At 63.9% G+C, this 21,406-nt stretch carries 14 protein-coding genes; all 14 read left to right on the top strand.

All coding sequences use genetic code 11. The annotated features are described in order from the left end of the window. Window positions 1-68 precede the first annotated feature (68 nt). The 14 genes from AC06FP_RS10595 to AC06FP_RS10530 all read left to right on the top strand — a co-directional run bounded on the left by AC06FP_RS10595 (window position 69) and on the right by AC06FP_RS10530 (window position 21,359). A complete protein-coding gene (locus AC06FP_RS10595) occupies window positions 69-455 on the top strand; it encodes a DUF4398 domain-containing protein (RefSeq protein WP_478075455.1) in 387 nt (128 codons plus the stop codon). Continuing rightward, the gene (locus tag AC06FP_RS10590) at window positions 455-1,339 is read left to right on the top strand and encodes an OmpA family protein (RefSeq protein ID WP_478075454.1); all 885 of its coding nucleotides are present in this window, start codon (window positions 455-457) and stop codon (window positions 1,337-1,339) included. Before AC06FP_RS10595 ends, AC06FP_RS10590 begins: the two co-directional genes overlap by 1 nt. Window positions 1,340-1,733: 394 nt before the next feature. Further along, window positions 1,734-1,952, top strand: coding sequence for an HP1242/YdcH family protein (locus AC06FP_RS10585; RefSeq protein ID WP_456118075.1), 219 nt, complete (start codon window positions 1,734-1,736; stop codon window positions 1,950-1,952). A 185-nt stretch (window positions 1,953-2,137) separates the two neighbouring features. Then, window positions 2,138-3,508 carry a pyridoxal-phosphate dependent enzyme gene (locus AC06FP_RS10580; protein ID WP_456118076.1) on the top strand — a complete coding sequence of 457 codons (1,371 nt, stop codon included), beginning with the start codon at window positions 2,138-2,140 and terminating at the stop codon, window positions 3,506-3,508. 70 nt (window positions 3,509-3,578) lie between these two features. Further along, window positions 3,579-4,763, top strand: a complete 1,185-nt coding sequence (locus AC06FP_RS10575) for a cystathionine gamma-synthase (RefSeq protein ID WP_456118077.1) — start codon at window positions 3,579-3,581, stop codon at window positions 4,761-4,763. A 2-nt stretch (window positions 4,764-4,765) separates the two neighbouring features. Continuing rightward, entirely contained in the window at window positions 4,766-5,611 is an 846-nt protein-coding gene (locus tag AC06FP_RS10570; protein WP_456118078.1) for an ABC transporter permease, read from the top strand. A 4-nt stretch (window positions 5,612-5,615) separates the two neighbouring features. Then, window positions 5,616-6,767 carry an ABC transporter ATP-binding protein gene (locus tag AC06FP_RS10565; protein WP_478075453.1) on the top strand — a complete coding sequence of 384 codons (1,152 nt, stop codon included), beginning with the start codon at window positions 5,616-5,618 and terminating at the stop codon, window positions 6,765-6,767. A 26-nt stretch (window positions 6,768-6,793) separates the two neighbouring features. Continuing rightward, window positions 6,794-8,182 (top strand): class I SAM-dependent methyltransferase, encoded by a 1,389-nt coding sequence (locus AC06FP_RS10560; protein WP_478075452.1) that lies wholly within the window; start codon window positions 6,794-6,796, stop codon window positions 8,180-8,182. A gap of 14 nt (window positions 8,183-8,196) precedes the next feature. After that, window positions 8,197-10,458: a sulfotransferase family protein gene (locus AC06FP_RS10555; protein ID WP_478075451.1), complete on the top strand. Its 2,262-nt coding sequence runs from the start codon at window positions 8,197-8,199 to the stop codon at window positions 10,456-10,458. Further along, window positions 10,449-12,785: a glycosyltransferase gene (locus tag AC06FP_RS10550; RefSeq protein ID WP_478075450.1), complete on the top strand. Its 2,337-nt coding sequence runs from the start codon at window positions 10,449-10,451 to the stop codon at window positions 12,783-12,785. The genes AC06FP_RS10555 and AC06FP_RS10550 overlap by 10 nt, the downstream gene beginning before the upstream one ends. Window positions 12,786-12,857: 72 nt before the next feature. Beyond that, complete coding sequence (locus tag AC06FP_RS10545; RefSeq protein ID WP_478075449.1) at window positions 12,858-15,710, top strand: glycosyltransferase family 4 protein; 2,853 nt, start codon at window positions 12,858-12,860, stop codon at window positions 15,708-15,710. 89 nt (window positions 15,711-15,799) lie between these two features. Continuing rightward, complete coding sequence (locus tag AC06FP_RS10540) at window positions 15,800-16,396, top strand: hypothetical protein (protein ID WP_478075448.1); 597 nt, start codon at window positions 15,800-15,802, stop codon at window positions 16,394-16,396. Between the two features lie 613 nt (window positions 16,397-17,009). Next, window positions 17,010-19,019: a hypothetical protein gene (locus AC06FP_RS10535; RefSeq protein WP_478075447.1), complete on the top strand. Its 2,010-nt coding sequence runs from the start codon at window positions 17,010-17,012 to the stop codon at window positions 19,017-19,019. 12 nt (window positions 19,020-19,031) lie between these two features. Next, window positions 19,032-21,359 carry a glycosyltransferase family 2 protein gene (locus AC06FP_RS10530; protein ID WP_478075446.1) on the top strand — a complete coding sequence of 776 codons (2,328 nt, stop codon included), beginning with the start codon at window positions 19,032-19,034 and terminating at the stop codon, window positions 21,357-21,359. Window positions 21,360-21,406: the final 47 nt, after the last annotated feature.

The raw sequence follows: 21,406 nt of genomic DNA, 5'->3' as shown, positions 1-21,406 counted from the left end.
CGCCGTTGCAAGCACGCGGCGGCCTTGACGACAATGGCCGTGCTCAACCTTCCGCGACGGCTCCCCTAATGAAACCTAGCTTCGCACACTTACGACGTTTCCTGTATGTGACCGCGTGCGCATCTGCGCTCTGCGCCAGCGCGATGGCGCAGGATCCGGCCGCGGCCGACCTGCTCGCCGCGCAACAGGCGGTGGAACGCGCCGACCGCGCCGACGCCGACCAGTACGCGCCGGACACCATGGCCCTGGCCCGGCAGCAGCTCGAGCAGGCCCAGCGCGCGGCCGGCGACCGCCGCGAGCGCAAACAGGCGCCCCTGCTGGCGCAGCGCGCCGCGGCCGATGCCGACCTGGCGCGCGCGCAGAGCGAGGAAGCCGTGGCGCTGGCCATGCTGGCCCAGCGCAAGGCCGAGGTGGAACGCCTGCAGCGGCAGCTGGCGACCGGGGAGGGACACTGATGCGCATCCGTACCCTGCTCATGGCCGGCCTGCTGGCCGTGCCGGTGCTGGCAACCGCCGCCAGCGAAGACCCGGCCGTGGCGATGTTGAACCAGCGCCTGATCGCGCTGCAGGCCGACACCCGTACCGCCGACCTGGCGGCGCTGGAACGGCTGCAGGCGCAGCAGGCGATTGCCGTGCTGGTCAAGGCCAGGCGCAAGGAACTGGACCAGGCGCGCTACCTGGCCGAACGCCGGGTGGCGATTGCCGAGGCCAGCGCCCGTGCCGAAGCCGCCCGCCGCGAGGTCGACCAGCTCGAGCGTACCCGCAGCGAACTGCTGGTCGAGGCCAGCCGCCGCGAAGCCGCGCGCGCGCGCCAGGAAGCCGAGCGCCTGCGCGTGCAGGCGCAGATCCAGGCCGAGGAGGCCGAGCGCCTGCGCCAGGCTGCGGAGGCCGAGACCCTGGCCCGGCAGGATGCCGAGGCCGCGCTGACCAGCGTGGCCGGCAAGCAGGCCGCGCGGGTGAGTTCGGCCCAGCAGAACGCGGCCAAGCTGGCCCGCGAGGAGGCCGAACTGGTCTCCGGGCAAAAGCTGCCGCCGTCGAAGTTCGACAACCGCGGAGAGGTGTTCACCCTGGCCGGCGACGCCTTCGCGGCGGGCCAGGCGACCCCGTCCAGCGCCGCGCGCGACCAGCTCAAGGCGCTGGCCGAGTACCTGAACATCGGCAGGAAGGGGCGGGTGACCATCGAGGGTTACGACAGCGCCAACGGCGTCGGCCAGCGCCGCGCGCAGGCCTTGAAGGACGCCCTAGTGGCGGCCGGCGTCGGCGCCAACCGCATCCAGGTCAGCGGCAGGAAGGCCGCCGCCACGCGCGCCCGTTCGGCCGAGGTGATCGTCGCGCCGTGAGGCAGGGCCGGCGCCGCCGGCCCCCATGGAGCGGGCTATTGACCCGCGCCGGCACTACCGGTTGTGTCCTCCCGGCCAAGGCGATTCTGCGTCGCAGGGAGCTGCCGGAAAGGCTGAACGTGCGGTCGTTCCTGAACTTTTTCAGGCTGCTTCCGCTGCCCTTGCCGGAACCTTTTTTCAGGCGTAGGGTCAATCGTCCGGGCGACATTCTCGTCGTCCGGACAGCGGAGGACCGGGCCAGTGCAACCATGGCGCGAACCAGTACCAGACAGCTTCCGGGGAGTGGACCGGAAGGCGGCCAGGAGTTCGGCCGTGCCCCGCCCGGGTCTCCATCCCCGCAACGCCCCGTGCCGCAAGGCCGGGGCGTTCGTGTTTCCGCATGTAGGAGGTAGTCATGTTCGAAGGGCAGCCGCAGAGTGAGATCGACGCGTTGATCAAGGTCAACCCCGAGTTCAAGCAGCTCTATCAGCAGCACCAGAAGCTGAACAAGAAATGCATGGATGCGGAGCTGGGAGTCCTCCCCATCGACGATGTGACCCTGGGGCAGATGAAGCGCGAAAAGCTGCTGGCCAAGCAGAAACTGCTGCGGATCTATGAAGAACGGCTCAACTGAACCTTCCCCACGCTGAACGTTTCCGTCGCGGGCAATGGCGGCCTCCTCGTCGGTCGCCATTGCCCGCGTCACTTGCGCATAGGGCGGTTGGCAATGGCGCAAGAAGCAATCGTCGCCTGACTTTCAGGCACATCCATCGGATAATCAGGCTCCGGCCGCCATGCGGCGCGATCCCAAGCATATCGATGGCAATCCACTCCTCCGTACTCGAACTCATCGGGCGCACGCCGATCATCAAGGCCCAGCGCCTGGACGCCGGCGTCTGCGAGCTTTACCTCAAGCTCGAAAGCGCCAACCCGGGCGGCTCCATCAAGGACCGTATCGGCCTGTCGATGATCGAGGCGGCGGAGAAGCGTGGCGACCTCAAGCCCGGCGCGACGCTGGTGGAAGGCACCGCCGGCAATACCGGCCTGGGCCTGGCGCTGGTCGCCCAGCAGAAAGGCTACAAGCTGATCCTGGTGGTCCCGGACAAGATGAGCCGGGAAAAGATCTTCAACCTCAAGGCGATGGGCGCCGAGGTGGTGCTGACCCGTTCGGACGTGGCCAAGGGCCACCCCGAGTACTACCAGGACCTGGCCAGGACCATCGCCGAGCGCACCCCGGGCGCCTACTTCATCAATCAGTTCGGCAACCCGGACAACCCGGCCGCGCACGAATTCGGCACCGGTCCGGAGATCATCGAGCAGATGGGCGGCGAGCTGGACGCCATCGTGTTCGGCTGCGGCAGTTCCGGCACCATGACCGGCCTGTCGCGCGCCTTCGCCCGGTTGTCGCCGAACACCGAACTGGTGCTGGCCGACCCGGTCGGCTCGATCCTGGCCGAATACATCAACGACGGCACGCTCAACGAGAAATCGGGCACGTGGCTGGTGGAGGGCATCGGCGAGGATTTCCTGCCGTCCATCTCCGATTTCAGCCGGGTGAAGAAGGCCTACGCCATCACCGACGCCGAAAGCTTCCATACCGCGCGCGAACTGCTGGGCAAGGAGGGCATTCTTGGCGGTTCCTCCACCGGCACGCTGCTGGCCGCCGCGCTGAAGTACTGCCGCGAGCAGACCGAACCGAAGAAGGTGCTGGTGCTGGTCCCCGATACCGGCAACAAGTACCTGTCGAAGATGTACAACGACTACTGGATGCTGGACAACGGCTTCCTCGAGCGCCCGCAGTACGGCGACCTGCGCGACCTGATCCTGCGTCCGTACAGCCAGCGCGACACCGTGGTGGTCGGCCCGAACGACCTGCTGACCACCGCCTACCAGCGCATGAAGCTGTACGACGTGTCGCAGCTGCCGGTGATGGACGGCAACCGCCTGGTCGGCATCATCGACGAGAGCGACGTGCTGCTGCACGTCTACGGCGACGAAGCGCGCTTCCGCGACCCGGTGGCCATCGCCATGGTCAGCAAGCTCGACCGCCTGGACGTGAAATCGCCGATCGAGGCGCTGCTGCCGGTGTTCGACCGCGGCCAGGTCGCCATCATCATGGATGGCGCCGAGTTCCTCGGCCTGATCACCCGCATCGACCTGCTGAACTACCTGCGGCGGCGGGTGCAGTGATTGCGGACGCCGGAACGGCCGGTTCAGGTCGGCCCGGTAGAATTTCCCCCCCTTTGAGCCGGAAAGCACCATGACGGACCAGCATTCACGCAGCCAGGAAGGCGGGCGCAGCCTGTCGCTTGCCACCCTGGCCATCCACGGCGGCCAGTCGCCGGACCCGAGCACCGGCGCGGTGATGCCGCCGATCTACGCGACCTCGACCTATGCGCAGTCCAGCCCCGGCGTGCACCAGGGCTTCGAGTATTCGCGCACCCACAATCCGACCCGGTTCGCCTATGAGCGCTGCGTGGCCGCGCTGGAAGGCGGCAGCCGCGGCTTTGCATTCGCCTCCGGCATGGCCGCGACCTCGACGGTGATCGAACTGCTCGACGCCGGCAGCCACGTGGTGGCGATGGACGACATCTACGGCGGCAGTTTCCGCCTGTTCGAGCGCGTGCGCCGCCGCACCGCCGGGCTGGATTTCAGCTTCGTCGACCTGACCGACCCGGCCGCATTCGAAGCGGCGATCACGCCGAAGACGAAGATGGTGTGGATCGAAACGCCCACCAACCCGATGCTGAAGATCGTGGACATCGCCGCGGTCGCGGCCATCGCGCGGCGCCGTGGCCTGATCGTGGTGGTGGACAACACCTTCGCCTCGCCGATGCTGCAGCGCCCGCTGGAACTGGGTGCGGACATCGTCGTGCATTCGGCCACCAAGTATCTCAATGGTCATTCGGACATGGTCGGCGGCATGGTCGTCGTCGGCGACAACGCCGAACTGGCCGAACAGATGGCCTTCCTGCAGAACTCGGTGGGCGGCGTGCAGGGCCCGTTCGACAGCTTCCTGGCCCTGCGCGGCCTGAAGACCCTGCCGCTGCGCATGAAGGCGCACTGCGCCAACGCGCTGGAACTGGCCCGGTGGCTGGAGACGCACCCGGCCATCGAAAAAGTGATCTACCCCGGCCTGCCGTCGCATCCGCAGCATGAGCTCGCGACCCGGCAGATGGGCGGCTACGGCGGCATCGTCTCCATCGTGCTGAAGGGCGGCTTCGAGGCCGCCAAACGCTTCTGCGAGCGTACCGAGCTGTTCACCCTCGCCGAATCGCTCGGCGGCGTGGAAAGCCTGGTCAACCACCCCGCGGTGATGACCCACGCCTCGATCCCGGTGGCGCGCCGCGAACAGCTGGGCATCAGCGATGCGCTGGTGCGGTTGAGCGTGGGGGTGGAGGAGGTGGCCGACCTGCGTGCGGATCTTGAGCGCGCGTTGCCGTGAGTATGACCGAACAGAACGCCTCGCCTTCCCGCACGGCGCCAGCCCCGGCGAGCACGGGCTTCTGGCGCGAACTCCGGCATAGCCTGAGCAATCCGGAGTTCTGGGGGCTATCCAGTTGGCTCGACATCCTGGTGCGCGCGCGCCGCTCGCGCTTCGGTATCTTCTGGCTGATGGCGCCTGCAGTGGTGTATGTGTTCGGCTTGGGCTCGTTCTTCGCGGCCATGCAGCAACGGGATCTTGCCTTGTTCGCGGCGCACGTGGCATTGGGTGCGATGGTGTTCCGCATCCTGATGTCCACCCTGACGGGCAGCGCCAACGTATTCGCGTCCAGCCATGCCTTCATCATGGACGGGCACATGCGGCTTACCGATTACCTGCTGCAGTCCCTGGCCAGGTCTTTCTTCGACTTCTGTATGTACGTGCCGGTGGCATTGGTGGCGTTGGCGATGTACGCGCGTGTAGCGGACCTGCAGCCGGCGGGCCTGTTGCTGGCGCCGCTGACGCTTTTGGTGATCTATGTCAATTCGCTCTGGGTAAGTGTGGTTTTTTCGCTGCTGGGCGCGCGCTTCAGCGACTTCGGGCAGCTGTTGAACAACATCTCCATCTTCATGTTCCTGCTGACACCGATCATCTGGTACCCCGAGATGATGCCTGCTGACAGCATCCGCGGCATGCTGATGCGCCTGAGCCCGTTTTACCACTTCGTCCAGTTGTTCCGCGCGCCAATATTGGGCGAGGCGGTCGAGCCGTTGACCTGGTGGTACGTAGGGACCATGACCGTCGTTGGCCTGGTGGTGGCGACCTTCACCTACCGGCGCTATGCGCGTTACGTGCCACTGTGGATCTGAATCGATGAGCGCCTATATCCGTCTGGACCGGCTTTGCCTGGACGTGCCGATCTTCCTGCAACAGGAGCGGGAGTCGAAGGGGTGGGCGGGTATCTTCAGGGGGGCGGCCTTCGATCCTCCGAAGCGACAGCTGGTGCGGCTGCTCGACAACCTGAGCTTCGAGGTCCGGGAGGGCGACCGACTGGCGATCCTGGGGCGCAATGGCGCAGGCAAGAGCACCCTGCTGCGTGTGCTCAACCAGGTCTATCGGCCCAGCAGCGGCACGCTTGACGTGCATGGCAGCTGCCAGGCGTTGCTGAACATGTCGCTTGGATTCAATGGCGAGGCCACGGTACGCGAGAATATTTTCCTGCGCGGCGTGGCAATGGGGCTGCGTGCGGCCTTCCTGCGGGACCAAGTGTCATCGATCCTCGAATTCTCCGGCCTTGCGCACAAGGCCAGTCACCGCCTGCGTACTCTGTCCTCGGGCCAGAAGATGCGCTTGGGCTTCGCGATTTCCACCTCGGTCCAACACGACATCATGTTGATGGACGAGTGGGTCGGCGCGGGCGATGCGGACTTCATGGAGCGGGCCAAGGAGCGCATGCAGGATCGGGTTGGCGGTAGCAAGATCGTGGTGCTGGCCAGCCACAGCGTCGGCCTGCTGCGCGACATGTGCAACAAAGGCATCGTCCTCGAAGGCGGTCGCCTGGTGCACGTAGGGGACATCACGTCGGCACTCAAACGCTATCACGGGATGATGGCGCAACTGCGCGCGGAGAACGCAATCACCATCGAGCCGATCGAGTCCCAAGGGGCGCAGGTGTATGGCGTCGTGGAGGAGATCCGCCCGGGCGAGGGAGAGGGGGCCTTCGTACTCAAGGGGTGGATGGTGGATACCGAGGGAGCGACGCCCCGAGGGCTGGTGCTGGAGATCGACGGGCGCCGGCATGTCGCCGAATCCATACAGTATGTCAAACGGCCTGACGTGGTGCGTCACCTTGGGCTGTCGGACGATGAGTGCGGCTTTCTTGCTACGGTCAGGGTGCCGGGGGCGTCCTGTCCAGCGCAGTTGGGAGATTTTCTCCGTGTCCTCGGTGGCGGGAGCGGCGAACTTGGGGATGCTTCCCTTCGTCTTGGGCCGGCCGTGCTTGCCGCCCTGCGTGTGTCCCCTTGAAAAAGATCCTCGAGAAACGATCAGACATGAGCCAATACCAGTCATTTCCAGGAGCCGCCGGAGACTCGCGGACGCTCGATAAGCTCAAGGCGCTGCGCATGCCCGAACTAGGTGGCAAGGCGTTCCTGGATGTTGGCTGCAATGAGGGCTTTTTCTGCGGTTTTGCGCATGCGCAGGGTGCAATCCGGGTAGTCGGCATCGACCATTCCCTGTCCTTCATCCGGCGCGCGCGCGCGCGGTTTCCCGGCTGTGAGTTCCTGCATCAGGGCTGGGAGCGTCTGCCCGATGGCATGTTCGACGTGATCCTGCTGGCGTCGGCGCTGCACTACGCGGAGGATCAGGAAGCACTTATCCATCGCCTGGTGGAACGACTGTCGCCGGACGGGACCTTGGTGCTGGAGCTGGGCATCGTGTCCTCGGCTCGGCCCGAGTGGACGCAGGTGAGGCGCGGGGACGACGAGCGCCTGTTCCCGAGCATGCCGATGCTGCGCCGGGTGCTGGAAGGCTACGCCTGGAAGTGGATGGGCCCGAGCATCTCCCAGGACGGCGATCCGGTGTCACGGCACGTCATCCACATCAGCCGCAGGCGTCCCATGGCCTATCTGCTGATGCAACCGCCTGGTTATGGCAAAAGCAGCATTGCAAAGAGTCTGTTTGTGCCCGCAGGGGTGCCGGTGATCTCCGGCGACCAGAAGATCAGCCGCATCGGGCGGGGCATCGAGGACGCGCCCGAGGCGATGCGCGCGCTGGTCACAACGGACTGGTCACCTTTCCAGATCGACCGGATCACCCGTGACATCTTCGACAACGGGTTGGGGCCACAGCTGGTGGGGAGATGGCTGGACGGGGTCGACGGTGGTGATGTGGCGCTGGACGTCTACGTTCCGGCCGAGCACGGCGAAACGGTCGAACGCATCCTCGTGGAGCATGGCTACATGCCGGTGCGCCTGACTTGGGAGCGTGCGGTGGATCCGCCGCTGCCCGACGATGTGCTGGCGCAGCGGGCCGAACAGTTCTACCTGTCGTTGCTCGGCGGTGAGAGCAGCGACGGAGATGGAGCGCCGCGCCGCGTATTCGATCCTCTTGGCTTCGTGGACGAAATCACGATCGAGGATGACAGGTTGCTGGTGCGCGGCTGGGCGATCGATACCGAAGGTTTCCTGCCGTCGGAAATCAGTGTGAAGCTGGGGCGGCGCAACCTGAGGGTTGATTCGGTGGAGAAGCAGCTGCGCCCCGACGCGCAGCGGCACCTGGGCCTTCCGCACGCGCTGGTTGGTTACCAATTGGTGCTCCCTGCAACTGACATCCGTTCAGTGGCGGACTTGAAGAACTTCAGCGTCCAGGGGCCTGACGGCACCAACTTCAATCTGTCGGGCCAAATCGAGGCGATCGTCCGCGGCTTGCCGCCGCGTTGACCGGAGAATGGCGCATGCAAATGATTGTACTGGGGATGCACCGATCGGGGACTTCGGCGTTGGCGCGCGTGTTGAACCTGATGGGGGCCTACTTCGGCCCGGAGGGTGTCACCACTGGCGCCAACCAGGAAAACCCGAAGGGATTCTGGGAGCGGCGCGACGTGCGTGCGCTCAACGACAGTATCCTGCACGCTGCAGGCTGCGACTGGAACAGGGTCGCGGACTTCGATGTGAACGCGGTGGCCGGGAAGGTGCTGGAGGATTTCAACAGGCAGGCCGCCAAGCTGGTACTTGAGCTCGACGGGCACAGGCCCTGGATGATCAAAGAGCCACGATTGTGCCTGCTGTTGCCGCTGTGGCGGCGTTTCCTCGAGGTGCCGGTGGGGATCCACATCTACCGCAACCCGGTGGAGGTCGCATCGAGCCTGCACAGGCGCAACGGGATTCCAATTCCTGCGGGCATGGCGCTATGGGAGCGCTACGTGCAGAGTGCTCTGCTCGATTCGGAGGGGATGCCGCGGATCGTCGTCTCGCACCGTCAACTGATTACTGATCCACGCACGGCCGTCGCCAAACTTCTGGAGGATCTCCGGTCGCACGACGTGGCAGGGCTGCGCATGCCTGCCGTGCGGGAGCTGGATGCCTTCATTTCGACCGATCTTTACCGTGAACGGGAAGATCAGAAGGACCTACAGCAGTTCCTGGGCTCCAGGCAGGTCGCGCTGTTCCAGCAGCTGCAAAGTGGCGAGTTGCCGCCGGCTGGAGCCTGGGATGTGCCGGTGGACGTTCTCAAAGCCTACGAATCCACGCTGCCACCGCTCAATCGCCCCGAAGTGCCCCCGGTGGCACCGTCGCCGGCCAGTGGCATCTACCAGGAGCTCAAGGCGATCAGGGCGCTGCTCGGCAAGCAGGATGGCGAGGCCACGCAGCGCGGGGAGCGTTTCGTGAAGTCCCTGCGCGATGAGTTGAGCAACCAGGCCGCCACGGTGGACGCGTTGCTCCAGCAGAAGGTGACCGACCTGCGGATCCAGCGGGCTGCGCTTCATCATCAGCTCCGGGAGGCTCGAAGCGTGCGCCGGCTGGGGGAGGACGCACGGATCGAGCTTGCGGTCATGCGGCCCAGGCTCGAGCAACTCGACAGGCAGTTCGCAGATTCGCTCTGTACGATCGAAACGCTCAAGTCGGAGCGGGAGGCCGCGCGGCTGTATACCGACGAGTTGAAGGCGGAGCTGGTCGGTGCGCGCCAACAAGTCGCTGCGCTGGTCATCGAGCTTGATGCCTCGCGCCTGCAGGCAGATCAAGCTCGTGCGGAGCTGGCCGATGCACGTGCCCAGATTGGCGCGCTTGGTGAGGAGAACGAGGCTGCGCGGTTGCGCGCCGGTGGCCTGGAAGAGGAATTGGAGGCTGCACGCATGGAGGTGGAGGAGTTGCGACGTGATCAGGAGGCCTTACGCCTGCAGATGGCAGGGCTGCGCAAAGAACTGTTGGAGGAGAACGAAGCTGCGCGGTTGCGCGGCGACGGCCTGGAAGCGGAATTGGAGGTTGCACGCATGGAAGTGAAGAAATTGCGCGGTGATCAGGAGGCTTCGCGCCTGCAGGTGGACGGGCTGCGCAACGAACTGTTGAGGGCGACGGAGCGGGTGCGAGAACTCAACGATCTGCAGGATGCGCTTCGTACGGACGTGGCGGCGGCCGGAGAGCGCGAAGCCGCGCTTGAGTCCCGCCTGCGCGATGCCGATGAGCAGCTTCGTGCAGCAACCACACTGGCCGCGCGCCTCGAGAAGGAAGTGGACGTTCGCTATCACGAGCTGACGGAGCTCACACGTCTGCTGCTGAAACGCGAGTCGGATCTGGAACGGACCCAGGCAGATGCAGCTGAAGCGCAGAGGCAACTCGCCGGCACGAACGAGCGCCTGTCAAAGATCATGGCCAGCCGTTCATGGAGAGCAACCCGCCCCCTGCGGTATCTGGGCCGACTTCTCAGTGGACAGGTCGGAGAGCCGGGCCGTGACCGGAAGCATGCCATCACCTTGGTTTCGCAGTCGGGCCTTTTCGACGCGGACTGGTATCTGGGCGAGTATCCGGACGTGGCCCAGGGGGGGATGAGCCCGTTGGAGCACTTCATGCGGTTTGGCGCGTTCGAATCGCGCAATCCCGGGCCGCATTTCGATACCGGTCTATACCTGCGCGAGAATCCCGATGTCGCTGATTCGGGGCTGAATCCATTGGTTCATTATCTCGCCCACGGCAGGAACGAAGGGCGTGCATGCAAGTAGGCGATTTCCAGCCCGAAGCCAGCCTCGTGCGCGACTCGGGGTTTTTTGACGAGGGCTGGTACCTGCGCGAGTACCGGGATGTCGCGGCGATTGGGCTTGATCCGCTCGTACACTATCTGTGGCTTGGCTGGCGACTGGGTCGCAATCCCGGTCCGGCCTTCGATGCGTCTTGGTATCTCGGCCGCTATCCGGATGTAAGGGGCCTGAATCCACTGCTGCACTATCTTCGATACGGGCAGCTTGAAGGCAGGGAAGTGCGCGCGCTCGCGGGCGGCGACGTAGGGGCAGAAGTCGGCAGGACGGCGCCCTTTTTTGGTCGGATCATCCGCGATGCGTGGCACGCGGGGGCACGGGAGTTCGTGGAGGGTCGACGTACGATATTGCTCTGCGCCCATGCTTCCGGGGAGTATCTGTTCGGCGGGGAGCGGAGTTTTCTCGATATCGTTGAAGCGATGGCCGGCATGCAGTTCAATGTGCTGGTAACCCTGCCCAGTGCGGCCAATGAGGCCTATCTTGAGCACCTGCGCGAACACAGTTGCGGTGTGCATGTGTTCGCGTATCCGCAATGGCGTGCGTCTCGCCGCATCGATGAAGCCTTGGTGCTGGTGTTCGCAGACCTCATCGCGCGGCACGGCATCGACGTTGTCCATGCGAACACCATCATGTTGGTCGAGCCGCTGCTGGCCGCGCGGCGCATGGGGCGCCTGGCTGTGGTCCATGCGCGTGAGGTCGTGGAACATGATCCGGAGCTCTGCGAAACGGTCGGCATGACGCCGGAGCAGATCGTCGTGGATGTCGCATCGCGTTGCGACCATGTAGTCGGGAACTCGCGCTTGACTGCCCGAGCATTCGCGGACCACGTCCATACATCCACAGTCGCCAACGCAGTTGATCCAGGGGAATTCGACCTCGAGAACGTGATCGATGGGCCGGTCCGGGTCGCGCTCGTGAGCAGCAATTCTCCAAAGAAAGGTATAGGCGATTTCGTCAAGGTGGCGCGGCTTTGCGCATCGATGGGTTGCGATGCGCGCTTCCTTCTGGTCGGGCCGGAAACGGCCGACGTGCTGGCCTTGCAGGACGCGCAGTCGCGCGGCGAGCTGCCGGGCAACATCGAGTTCATGGGCTATGCCGAGAGTTCGCGGGACGCCATTGGCCAGGCGAACGTGGTCCTCAACCTATCGAGTTTCGCTGAATCTTTCGGGCGCACGGTGGCGGAGGCGATGGCGGCACGTCGTCCGGTCGTCGCCTACGACTGGGGAGCAGTGGCCGAGCTGATTCAGGATGGCGTGAACGGTTTCCTGGCGCCATTCCGCGATGTGGAGGCCGTAGCCAACTGTGTGGTTCTGTTGTGCGCGGATCCCGGGCGAATCATCCGCATGGGGGAGGCGGGGCGTAAGCGGGTGCTTGACGCATTGACTCCGGACCATCTGCGCATGCAACTTGAGGCGTCATACCGTCTGATCTTTGAGTTGCGCGACAGTGTTCCCGTCGTGGCGCGCCCGCCGGGAACGACCACGATCGTGGTGCCGATCCACGACGCTTTCGAGGCCGTCCGGAACTGTCTGGAGTCCCTGGAGCGCCATCTCAACCATGATGCGGCGAGGCTGTTGCTGATCGACGACGCAAGCACGGACCCCCGCATCGGCGACCTGCTGGATGGCTGGGCACGGATGCCAGGCGTACGCGTCCTGCGCAATGCAACCAATCTCGGCTACACACGCTCGGTTAATATTGGACTTCGCGAAGCCGGAACCGACGACGTGGTGCTTCTCAACAGCGATACGGTCGTGACCCCGCAGTGGCTCGAAGGCTTGCGTTCGACGGCGTACGCCGGTGCAGGCATAGGTACCGTTACGCCGATGAGCGACAATGCCGGCGCATTTTCGTTTCCTGTCGAGGGGCGGGCCAACCCGCGTCCGGAAGGTGTGTCCATGGACGACCATGCGGCACTGGTGGTCCAGAGTGTTGCTTCAATGGCCCCGGTGGATGTACCTACCGGCTCGGGATTCTGCATTTACCTGCGCCGGGCCATGCTTGATGAGGTAGGCGGATTCGATGAAAAGGCTTTCCCCCGCGGCTATGGCGAGGAGAACGACCTCTGCATGCGCGCGCTCCAGATGGGCTGGAGGCATGTGGTGACGCCACGTGCTTTCGTGTTCCATGTACGCAGCGCCAGCTTCGGCCCGGAGCGGCCGGGATTGTTGGAGCAGGGAATGCGGGTGCTGGCGTCCCGGTATCCGGATTATCTGGAACGCGTACGTGCCGCCTTCTCCTCGCCGGAAATGCGCGCGCTGCGTGGTGCGGTCGCGAATCGAGTGCCGGTTTGAATGGTGGATCGCTTGGCTGGAAAAATGGATGTTATCGGAAGAGGAGCGGGAGTGGTCAGGATCGAAAAACCAATGTTGCAGAAGGTCGAGGAATCGGGTCTGTTCGACGTTGAATGGTACCTGGGGACCTATCGCGACGTGGCCCAGTTGCCGCTGACGCCACTGGAACATTACCTGCGGTTCGGGTGGAGGATGGGGCGGTCGCCAGGGCCGCGCTTCGATGCCGCTCGCTACCTCGAAGACTACCCGGATGTCGAGGAGTTCGGCATCAATCCGTTATTGCACTACGTCCTGTACGGGCGCGGCGAAGGCCGCCTGCTTCGCGCGCTTTCGCCGGCCGGTGCGTGCCCGGCCAGTGGCATGGATGCGCCCGCGGAAGGGCACGCGTCCACCATGGTCCCTGTGTGTGCCCCCAACCCGCAGGAGCGCGTGCTGCCACTGACTGCGCTGGTCATAACCTGGGACGTGGGGCATAACCCGCTCGGGCGCTCGTACATGCTGGCAGAGGTGCTCGACCGGGTGGTTCGCAACGTGGTAATCGCGGGCTTCCAGTTTCCGCGGTACGGTACCGGCGTCTGGGAGCCGGTGCGGGAAGGTCGCCTGCCGGTGATTGCCCTGCCTGGACGTAATTTCCCGGAGTTTGCGGAAGCGCTGGAGGATCTCGCACAGCGGATCCGCCCCGACATCGTGATCGCATGCAAGTCGCGGCTGCCGTCGGTGCAGCTGGGTGTACTGATCAAGGAGAAGTTTGGTTGCCCCTTGATCCTGGACATCGATGACCACGAGATGTCGTTCTTCAAGGGTGCCGACGAAGTCAGTCTCGACCAGCTGGCGGCGATGCCGGATGGCGCGGCTGCCGGGGAGGTCGAGCCCTACTCCGCGCTGTGGACCGGGCTCGCGCAGTACATGCGCAGGTATGCCGACGAGATCCTGGTATCCAACGTCGAGTTGTATCGGGAGTTCGGGGGAACCATCGTCCCGCACGTCCGTGACGAGCGATTCTTCGACCCGGAGTTGCATGACAGGGATGCTGCCCGCGATCGCTATGGGGTGCCACGGGATGCGCGCGTGCTGCTGTTCTTCGGGACGCCAAGAGAGCACAAGGGCATCAATGTGCTTGCGGAGGCCGTGGGGCAGGATATCAATCGTGACGCTGTGCTTGTCGTTGTCGGACAGGCCACTGATCGACGCGTGGTGGCGACCTTGGACAAGCTCGCGAACGGGCGCGTGATCTATCTCCCGAACCAGCCATTCACGTCGATCCCAGGCATCGTGGCGATGGCCGACGTCGTCTGTCTTCCCCAGGACGAGGAGAGCGATATTGCGCGCTACCAGCTTCCGGCGAAGGCGATCGATGCGATCGGCATGGGTATTCCTCTGCTGGCGACGCGGACGCCACCAATGGGGCAGCTGATCGACGATGGTGTGGCGATTCCGGTCAAGCGAGACGATGTGGCAATGCAGGTGAAGTCGATCGCCGGTGATCGCGTGTTCCAGCGCAACTGGGCGGAGCGCGTGCGCAAGGTGTTTCTTGATCGCTACAGCTACGCATCGGCTGCTCGCCAGATGCGGGCCATCATTACCCGGGCGCTGGGATCGCAGCGAAAGCCGATGGATGATCTGCGGGTCCTCCTGGCGCACCAACGTCGGGTTCTCGGCATGCCAAGCGTGTCTGCTGGCGGACACCTGCAGAATAGCGGCGTGGACGTTGTGGTGTTCTGGAAACAGAACGACACCGGGCTGTATGGTCGACGGTCCGACATGACCATCCGTTACCTGGCTCAGCGCGAGGACGTACGTCGGGTGCTGGTGCTGGATGCGCCGGTATCCGAGCATGCCCTGCTGGCCTGGCGCCGCAACGACAAGCCATACAATCACGATCGCCTTATCTATCAGGCTACCTATGAAAAGCTGATGGGCGGCCTGGACGCAGGCAAGATCCGGCATGATGTTTTCGTGTTTCCCCCGGGCCGATACGCTACCCACGATTCGCATGTTGACCGTATGAGCCTCGCCGCTGCGTACAACGAGTACCTGGAGGGTGCGTTGCGCCGCGCCGAGATCAATCCTTCGGATGCGATTTTCTGGATCTATCCGAAGAATTACCTGGCCGCAGGCGTGGTCGATTCTTTCAGGCCCCGGAAAGTAGTTGTGGATGTGGTCGACGACCATCGCGCCTGGCCGAGCATCACTGACGACGAGCGCGAACGCCTCACCATCAACTATCAAGAGCTGTTGCAGCGCGCAGACATGGCCTTCGCAAACTGCGAGCCAGTGCTGGAGTCGATGCGGCGATATTTCCCAGACATTCGTCTCGTTCCCAATGGTTGCGATGAGCAGATGGGGTCGGCATCCGCTCCCCAGAGCGCAGCCTTTGCGGATTACGTTGCGTCGACGAAACCGAAAATCGGATTCGTCGGGAATCTGGAGAAGAAGATCGACATCGAGCTTATCGGCAAGCTCGCCGACTCTTTTCCCCATGCACAGGTGGTTCTGATCGGTTCAACGCATGCCAATCCCGACGTCCTGGAATTGAAGCGTCACCGCAATATTCTCCTTGTCGGGGCTATTCCGTATGCGCAGGTCGGTGCGTGGGTGTCGCGCTTCGACGTCGGCATCATCCCGCACATGGATATGGCTCTCACCCGCAGCATGAACCCCCTCAAGCTGTTCGTGTACCTGGCGTGCCGGGTTCCGGTGGTGTCTACCGAGATCTACAACATCGACCGGAATTCTCCCCTCCTGCGCGTGGCACACAGCCATGAAAGCTTCATTGCTCATGTTGGCGAGCTGCTCCGCGATGGAAAAAAAGACCCGGCTGCCTTTGATTGTTACGTGCGCGAGAATGGTTGGGAGGCGCGCTTCAGACCGCATGTGGATGAGTTGCTTGCCCAGCCCGGGACGGACTCCGGCATGCGCCCCTGATCCGGGGGTGTTCGCCGCTATCCGCCGGACAGGGCGTGATATAGAATCCCGCCTGCTGCGCCGCTTGGTGCAATAGACGAACGTGCAGCTTGCAAGTATTCGACGTGCCCATTGCCATCTTTCCTGGTGAAACTATGAATATCCGTACTGCCCTTACCTGCCTGCTGCTGCTCGCCACCGCGGCGTGCGGACAGCGCGAAGCTGATACCGCTGCAGCCCCGGCGGCCGCCCCTTTGCCGGAGGCACCTGGTAGCGCCCCGGCGGAGGCTTCGATGGCAACCTTCGTTTTCGCGCTTCCGGGTGATGCGATCAACGCTATCCGCTTGGATCCCACTTCCGTCGCCGGGGAGAAGGTCCGGATCCGACGGATAGCTCTGGTCAGCGGCAGCGACACCGTCATGAATATGGATGCCTGCGCTCCCCGCAATGTACAGCGGGTACGGATCGCGTCGTTCAGCCGTTCGGGTGAGGACTGCAATATCGTGTTCGGAGTCGACGGCAACCCGGGCTGGATGGGTCTGTCGGCATTCGGATCGCTGGAGTCGTCGCCATCGGCCCGCCGTGTTGAGATTGACATGGCGGTGCCTGCAGGCGGCCAGGGGCCGTTCCTGCTGCTTGATACGGGTCGCGGCTACAACTTCGAACAGCGCGTTCGTGGCGAGATCCAGAGCGGCACGCAAGGCTGACTTTTGGGTGTCATTCCTGCTGAGGCGTTGCTCTCGGTGGGTTGTTCATCAGTGTGTTTATGGAGACGGGGGCGCAAGGCCCCCGGCTCCCAAGGGCGGGTGATCTGCATGGATGCGCCCGCCCCGCGCCTGTCGGCCGAGTACTGCCCGAGTACGGGCCAACGCGGATCAACGTAGTCGCCTGCCTGGCGGGCGGCGCCATGGCTGCTTGCATGTGGTCGTGCCGCCTTCGCTAAGGCTAGGTGTGCCTGTTCGATCATTCTTGCCGGCCTCTCCAGTCAACGCTGCTGGCGCTGGCCAGGCAGTTGGTTGGATCGCATCATCAGCGGCAGGCCTGTCATCAGTCTCGCTGGTCATTGGGCGGATCGCCCAATGCACACGTTTGTCCGGCCAGGTGGCTGGCGTTGGCGCGCTGTGAGCATCCGCCGCCACGCGGCCGGCCGCCTGCTGCACATCTGGAAAGCACTCTGGGGGCGACAATGCCGGAAGCCGCTCGGGCCTGCTGGAAGCGCCTCCAGCCGAGGTGCAGCCTGGATATGACTGGACTACAATCCAGCACGCCCCAAAGAGTGGCCACATGCAGTACTTGAAAGACCAAACGGGAACGCGCTCTATGCTGATCAACCGTGTGTTGCCGCTCTGGGCTGGCCTCGTAGGCCTGGTCCTGATCTTCGGATGGTTGGGCGGCGATCATCTGGTTGGCGATGAGCACAACGCCATCCACTTCCTCAAGAGCGGCTTCTGGGATTACATGAAGTCGTTCCATTACGGGCATACGCTCAAGGCGCAGGTGTGGGTTATCCACAGTCTGTTCGGAAACTCATTCTTCTGGTACCGGGTTCCCGCGGCCGTCGCCATCGCGTGCTTCGTCTTCTGGCTTGCCTTCTTCCGCAAGGACGACCTGCCGGTCGATCGTATTACGCAGGCGCTTGTGGTGCTGTTCGTCATAAGCAATATGCGGCTGTTGTTCTTTGCGCGGTGGGGGATGCCCAACTATGGCGAAAGCATTCTGCTGGAGGCGTTGCTGCTGGGGATGCTGATGCCCGATGTGATCGCTGGCCGGATGCCGGCGTGGACAAAGTGGCGCTTGCTGGTCATGGCCGTGTTGCCATGGTTCTACCCGACTACGGTCATTCTGCTGGGCGCTGTTTCGACCTGGTTCTGGCTGCTGGTTCTCCTGTCCGCATTCGTTCCTGGCGTGATCACGGCCAACGGAAACTTCGTCCGCAGGATGTTTTCCGCCGCAGTGCCCCTGCTCGTCGGCGGCTTGTCGCTTGTTGCCTATCGCCTTTCGGTACCCGATGCACATTGGAATCGCGCCCGCGGGCTGCATTCTTCGTTTAGCGACTGGGTGGGGCGGGGTGAGGGCGGAATGGCGTCGTTCATGCTTCACTCACTGAGGCAGGTAGGTACGGATATTCTGGGTTTTGTGCAGGTCATGGACGGCGCCACCGTCTTGGCCCAGGTGCATAGGTGGTTGGGTGTTTCCGTGGCAGTGGCCATCGTGGCGGCACTTGCCATCGCGGTGTATCGGGTGTCCTGGCTGCGTGGAGCAGCGACGAAGGCTGATCGGGCCTTCCTGCGCGCGGGAGGATTCCTTGCCGTCAGCGTGCTGGCTTCCATCGCGGTCGTGCTTGCTGCGCAGGTACGGGATGCCTTTCCGCTGGGTGGATTGCGCCACACGTTCTTTCTCATCCCGCCGCTTGCGCTGCTTGCGGTGGTATCCACCGCCTATCTGGTGCATCTGGTATCGGCCGTTGCCGGACAATGGACGAGGACGAGCGCGCGTGTCCTGGGTTCGATAGCGGTCCTGGTGCTGGGCGGATTCGTTGCCGTTGTAGTGTCGCAGGATCGGGCGGCGGCAGATGAAAAATGGCGGGCGCTCTTCGCGGTGTTTCATTCGCCAGCCAATGACATTACGTTCAGTTTCTCTCCCGGCTTCTATATTTCCTCCAGTCTCCAGCCCGCCCCGAAAAGCTACTTCATGATTGATGCGGGCAAGAATGTTCCAGGTGCGGTCCGGGACGCCGTGCGCAGGCAGTCAGAAGCCGGCGGCGGACGCATGGCCGTGCTGGTACGCAAGGACGCGGTGAGCGACGCGAGATCGGGGCTCAATGCATTCATCGCCGAGAACAGGCTGCATGTCGAGCAGATCGCACGTAGCGGGGCCTTTGCAGCGCTCGCGCTGACAATACCGAAGGATCTGCCTGCCAGAGCATCCCGTGAGATCGAGTTCAATATCGAGCTACCCAGATCGGCGATTGCTTCGGTGCGTCTGGACCCCACGCAACTCACGCAGGCGAAGGTGGCTGTTGAGAGCATCGTTCTCAGTGAGGCTGACGGCAAACACGTGATCGACGTATGCAGCGACACGAAGCTGCAGATGGTTCGCACCGTGCGTGTCGATGCCGACGCCGGATCCGGTTGTACTTTGGTACTGGGGAATGCCACGAACGCGGGTTGGATTGCGCCCAGTGCACTGCGGAACCTTGGACCAAGTGTCGATAAGCGCGGGCTGCAGGTCAGGATGCGGGGTGAATTCAGCGATGAGTTCCGGATCTACTTCGATCTCGGCAACGGCTACAACTCATCGGTGCGGATCAATATCCGTGGCGGAGAGTGAAGAAGTAGCGTCGTGGATCCGCAAGATCGCATCAGGATTCACCGAGACGACCGCCTGAGCCAGAGGCGGCAGGAGCGCAGGCTGCGCGATGGTTGGCAGTCGGCGGGTTGGAAAATGGTGCTGGTGCCCTTGGCCAATGTGACCCGGTCGGACGACGGCCAATGGCATGGCAGCCATCGGGATCCGCAATTTTCCCTGCAGATGATGGAGGCGCCGGCCGGCAACGGTCTGGCCGGCGTGTCCCCCGGCTGGTATGTACTGACGATCGACAGCCGTACGTACGCCGGGCGCCTGGAGAACCCTTGCATCTATCCGGCCTATGGCGATGGGCCGGCCCATTCCAACCGGATTGGTCTGCTTCCCTACGATGCGAAGGGGCGCAGCGAGACAGTCCTGTACCTGGGAGCCGGGCTGTGTTCCCTGCGGCTGGATCCCAGCGACGAGAATGCGCGTTTCGAGCTCATGGTCCGCCTGCGCCCTGTGGCACGTTCCACCGCATGGCTGCACATGCTCCGTCGTGTTCATGAAGCACGGGGAGGCGGGGCGGGTAATGCCCTGAGACTTATGGGAAAACTATTGGCGGCTGGCGCCAAAGCCGGACCCGGCGCCCTGCTCAGGCAGGGCGCCGAGGACTATCAGGCGTTGCAACCCCGGCTGTCCAGCAGCTACGCCAGATGGTTGGATCGTAATGAACCGGCGTCGAGCCTGGCTGACGTCGCTGTGCGCCTTGCGGCGCTGCCGCGCCGGCCGCTGCTGTCGGTGGTCGTGCCTGTCTACCAGGCGCCGGAACGCTGGTTGCGCCATGCACTGGACAGCGTGCTGGAACAGCACTATCCGGATTGGGAGCTGTGCATCTCCGATGATGCGTCGCCTTCGCCGAACGTGCGCAGGGTGCTGGAGGAATACAAGCGCCGCGATCCCCGGGTCAAGGTCGTCTACCGGCAGAAGAACGGGCATATCTCCGAGTCGTCCAACTCGGCGCTGGAGGTGGCCACGGGCGAGTACATGGTGCTGCTCGACCATGACGACGAACTGCACCCCGATGCGTTGTTGCTGGTTGCCGAGACGATCTGCAGCGTGCCGGATGCCAGGCTGATCTACAGCGACGAGGACAAGATCGACGAGAATGGCCGGCGCTTCGATCCCTACTTCAAGCCGGACTGGAACTACGACCTGTTCCTGGGCCAGAACTGCATTTCGCACCTTGGCGTGTATTCGCTGCCGCTGGTGCGCGAGCTGGGCGGATTCCGCAAGGGACTGGAGGGCTCGCAGGACTGGGATCTGGCGTTGCGTTGCATCGAGCGCATCGCGCCCGGGCAGATCGTGCATATCCCGCGTGTCCTGTACCACTGGCGCGCGATCCAAGGCTCGACCGCGCTGGCCGCCGGTGAGAAGAACTACGCGGTGGTCGCTGGCCGCCGTGCGGTCGCGGAGCACCTGCAGCGCACCGGGCAGATGGGAGAGGTGAGCATTCTCCCGGCCAGCATGATGCGGGTGAAGCGGCCCACGCCGGTGCCTGCACCGAAGGTGAGCCTGGTCATTCCCACCCGCGACCGCGTGCATCTGCTGCGCATGTGCGTGGACAGCATCCTCGAACGCAGCACCTATCCGGACTACGAGATCCTGGTGGTGGACAACGGTTCGGTCGAGCCCGAGACGCTGGAATACTTCGCCCGGATCTCCGGGCTCGCGAACCTGCGGGTCCTTTCCTATCCGGGCGAGTTCAACTATTCGGCGATCAATAATTTTGCCGTGACCCAGGCGCGTGGCGAGGTCATCGGCCTGGTCAACAACGATATCGAGGTGATCTCCGCCGACTGGATGGAGGAGATGGTTGCCCATGCGATGCGCCCGGACGTGGGCGCGGTGGGCGCGATGCTGTACTACCCCGACGACACCATCCAGCATGCCGGCGTGCTGGTTGGCTTGTGCGGGGTGGCGGGCCATGTCGGCAGCCGCCATCCACGCGGCAGCCAGGGATACTTCGGGCGCATGCTGCTGGTCCAGGAGTTGTCGGCGGTGACGGCGGCCTGCCTGCTGGTGCGACGCTCGGTCTACGAGGAAGTCGGTGGACTGGACGAACGCCTGCGCGTGGCGTTCAACGACGTCGATCTGTGCCTGCGCATCCGCGAGAAGGGATATCGCAACCTGTGGACGCCGTTCGCCGAGCTGTACCACCACGAGTCGGCGTCGCGTGGTCTCGAGGACAATCCGGTGAAGCAGGCCAGGTTCATGTCCGAAGTGGCGTTCATGCGGGAACGCTGGGCCAAGGCGTTGCAGCATGACCCAGCCTACAACCCCAATCTTTCCTTGACCCAGCCGTTCTTGCTGGAGTCCTGATGCCGCCGGCGTGGGACGGCGCTGCGCTGCCCATCTGTCGCCGGGCG

This window comes from Stenotrophomonas sp. Steno-Z2 (assembly GCF_056393235.1).
This window is presented reverse-complemented; position numbering and strand designations above follow the sequence as displayed.

Excerpts from the sequence above, each read along its gene's own strand:
- AC06FP_RS10595 (WP_478075455.1), top strand. The coding sequence starts at position 69 with ATGAAACCTAGCTTCGCACACTTACGACGTTTCCTGTATGTGACCGCG.
- AC06FP_RS10590 (WP_478075454.1), top strand. The coding sequence starts at position 455 with ATGCGCATCCGTACCCTGCTCATGGCCGGCCTGCTGGCCGTGCCGGTG.
- AC06FP_RS10585 (WP_456118075.1), top strand. The coding sequence starts at position 1,734 with ATGTTCGAAGGGCAGCCGCAGAGTGAGATCGACGCGTTGATCAAGGTC.
- AC06FP_RS10580 (WP_456118076.1), top strand. The coding sequence starts at position 2,138 with ATGGCAATCCACTCCTCCGTACTCGAACTCATCGGGCGCACGCCGATC.
- AC06FP_RS10575 (WP_456118077.1), top strand. The coding sequence starts at position 3,579 with ATGACGGACCAGCATTCACGCAGCCAGGAAGGCGGGCGCAGCCTGTCG.
- AC06FP_RS10570 (WP_456118078.1), top strand. The coding sequence starts at position 4,766 with ATGACCGAACAGAACGCCTCGCCTTCCCGCACGGCGCCAGCCCCGGCG.
- AC06FP_RS10565 (WP_478075453.1), top strand. The coding sequence starts at position 5,616 with ATGAGCGCCTATATCCGTCTGGACCGGCTTTGCCTGGACGTGCCGATC.
- AC06FP_RS10560 (WP_478075452.1), top strand. The coding sequence starts at position 6,794 with ATGAGCCAATACCAGTCATTTCCAGGAGCCGCCGGAGACTCGCGGACG.
- AC06FP_RS10555 (WP_478075451.1), top strand. The coding sequence starts at position 8,197 with ATGCAAATGATTGTACTGGGGATGCACCGATCGGGGACTTCGGCGTTG.
- AC06FP_RS10550 (WP_478075450.1), top strand. The coding sequence starts at position 10,449 with ATGCAAGTAGGCGATTTCCAGCCCGAAGCCAGCCTCGTGCGCGACTCG.
- AC06FP_RS10545 (WP_478075449.1), top strand. The coding sequence starts at position 12,858 with ATGTTGCAGAAGGTCGAGGAATCGGGTCTGTTCGACGTTGAATGGTAC.
- AC06FP_RS10535 (WP_478075447.1), top strand. The coding sequence starts at position 17,010 with ATGCTGATCAACCGTGTGTTGCCGCTCTGGGCTGGCCTCGTAGGCCTG.